Annotated in this window: 3 protein-coding genes; 2 read left to right on the top strand and 1 reads right to left on the bottom strand. The window is 64.2% G+C overall.

Features of this window, described 5'->3' with window-relative positions; genetic code table 11:
- Positions 1 to 128: 128 nt before the first annotated feature.
- On the bottom strand, positions 129 to 1,028 hold the full coding sequence (locus EN993_RS34440) for a LysR substrate-binding domain-containing protein (protein WP_127266106.1): 900 nt from the start codon (positions 1,026 to 1,028) through the stop codon (positions 129 to 131).
- Positions 1,029 to 1,155: 127 nt separating this feature from the next.
- On the opposite strand from EN993_RS34440, the gene EN993_RS34435 reads away from it, so the two are divergent.
- On the top strand, positions 1,156 to 1,860 hold the full coding sequence (locus tag EN993_RS34435; protein WP_127266105.1) for an SDR family oxidoreductase: 705 nt from the start codon (positions 1,156 to 1,158) through the stop codon (positions 1,858 to 1,860).
- 50 nt (positions 1,861 to 1,910) lie between these two features.
- A partial coding sequence (locus EN993_RS34430; RefSeq protein ID WP_164758009.1) for a Gfo/Idh/MocA family oxidoreductase occupies positions 1,911 to 2,533 on the top strand: 623 nt, incomplete at its 3' end.

The following is a 2,533-nucleotide window of genomic DNA, read 5'->3' as shown; positions in this document are numbered from 1 at the left end:
GGGTGCGGGAAACGCACACCTACGCCTCGATCGCCAATGTGAAGCCCGACGCCTTGCTGCCGATCTAGACCCTTTGTTTTGACGCAATTTCGGACGGAAAACCGTTTCACACTTTTCCTGAAATTGCTCTAGACCGGCGGCCTTTCTCCGGCATCGAGCAGCCACTGCCGCACGGTCTGCGTCGGCTCGGGATGGCGCTGCTTTCTCGGCATCACGACATAAAAATCCTGCGTGCCGCGCATTTCACCGCTGACCGGCTGAACCAGCCGGCCGGCGGCGAGGTCGGCGGCGACGAGAAAGCGGCTGGCCAGCGCTATGCCCTGGCCGGCGATGGCCGCGTCGATGGCGAGGCCCGTCTGGTTGAAGCGCATGCGTTTCAGCTCGGTCGTCATCTTCAGGCCGACTGCCTTCTCCATGAATTCCGGCCACAGATTGTGCGCATCGTGCAGCAGGACGTGATGCTGGATTTCGGTGGCCGCGATCTCGGCCGTGCCGTGTGGCAGCAGGGCCGAGCTGCAGACGGCGATGATCTGTTGGGGAAACAACAGGTCGACCATCAGGCCGGCGCCGAAGGGCGGCCGGCCTTGCCGCACCGCGATGTCGACACCGTCGACCTGGAAGCTCGACAGGCTCTCGCTGGCCAGCACGCGCAGGTCGACCAGCGGATTGTAAGTCACAAAATCCTGCAGCCTGGGGATCAGCCATTTGGTGGCGAAGGTCGGCGTCACGCTGATCGTCAGCCGCGCCGGTTCGGGACGAAGCAGCAGCGTCGCCTCCGAGATCAGGTCGAAGGCGCGGCGGATGTTGGGGACATAGGCGCGGCCCTCATCGGTCAGCGCCAGCCCGCGCGGCAGCCGCTCGAACAGCTTTGTGCCGAGATCGGCCTCCAGCCCGCGAATGTGCTGGGCGACCGCCCCTTGCGTGACGTTCAGCTCTTCGGCCGCGATGCGGAAGTTGAGATGGCGCGCCGAGGCCTCGAAGGCGCGCAGCGCATTCAACGGCGGCAGGCTGAGGAAGGCTTCGGGCATGCAGGAGTTTTTCTACAGGTTGATTTCAGGCATTCTGGTTCGAACCGGCAGGGAAAACCAGCTATATCAACGCTCAACTCCCGAAAACACCGCTTGCGGTGCCTGCCAACCCTGAGAGGAAAATCCAATGAGTGTAGAAAAAGTAGCTGTGGTCGTGGCCGGCGGCAGCGGCATGGGTGCGGCGGCGGCGAAGCGGCTGGCGGCGGACGGCTTCAAGGTTGCCATCCTGTCGTCCTCGGGCAAGGGCGAGGCGCTGGCTGAGGAATTGGGCGGGCTCGGCGTCACCGGCTCGAACCAGTCGAACGACGATCTGCAGCGCCTGGTCGATTTGACGCTCGATCGCTATGGCCGCATCGACGTGCTGGTCAACAGCGGCGGCCATGGGCCGCGCGCCCCGATCCTGGAAATCACCGACGAGCAATGGCACACCGGCATGGACGTCTACCTGCTCAACGTCATCCGGCCGGTGCGCATCGTGGCACCGCAGATGGTCAAGCAGAAGGGCGGCGCCATCATCAACATCTCGACGGCCTGGGTGGTCGAGCCGAGCCCGATGTTCCCGACGTCCGCCGTGTTCCGCGCCGGCCTTGCCGCCTACACCAAGATCTTCGCCAACACCTATGCCGCCGACAATGTGCGCATGAACAATGTGCTGCCCGGCTGGATCGACAGCCTGCCGGCCACCGAAGAACGCCGCGACAGCGTGCCGATGCAGCGCTACGGCACCTCGGAAGAGATCGCCGCGACCATCGCCTTCCTGGCGTCGGAAGGCGCCGGCTACATCACCGGCCAGAACATTCGTGTCGACGGGGGCATCATCCGCGCTATTTGAGGGCGTCGGCCGAGAGGTCGATTCTGACCTCTCGGCTCAAGGAGCAAGAAATGCGGCTTTTGATACTCGGCACCGGCTGGATGGCGCAGGAACATGCGCGGCGCTTCAGCGCCATCGAGGGCGTCGACATTGTCGGTGCCGTCGATGTCGACCCGGCGCGCGTCGGCGAATATGCCGACAGCTTCAAGATCGCCAATCGCTTCACCTCGCTGGAGGCGGCGCTGGAATGGGGCGCTTTCGATGCGGTGGCCAATGTCACGCCGGACCGCATCCACCACCCGACCACCATGGCGCTGATTGCCGCCGGCAAGCCGGTGCTGTGCGAGAAGCCGCTGGCCGAAAATTTTGGCAAGGCCACCGAGATGGCTGACGCCGCTGAGGCCGCCGGCATCGTCAACATGGTGAACCTGACCTATCGCAATGTCGCCGCACTGCAAAAGGCCCGCCAGATGGTGCAGGCGGGCGAAATCGGCACGGTCAGGCATGTCGAAGCGTCCTATCTGCAAAGCTGGCTGGTGTCGAAATTCTGGGGCGACTGGCGCACCGATCCGAAATGGCTGTGGCGGCTGTCGCGCGGCCACGGCTCGAATGGCGTGCTCGGCGATGTCGGCATCCACATCCTCGATTTCGCCAGTTACGGCGCCGCGCTCGACATCGACCATGTCTTCTGTCG

The sequence above is a fragment of the Mesorhizobium sp. M7D.F.Ca.US.004.01.2.1 genome, assembly GCF_003997785.1.
GTDB lineage: Bacteria > Pseudomonadota > Alphaproteobacteria > Rhizobiales > Rhizobiaceae > Mesorhizobium > Mesorhizobium loti.
Note: the sequence above shows the minus strand (reverse complement) of the source record. Positions and strands in the feature narration are given on the sequence as shown.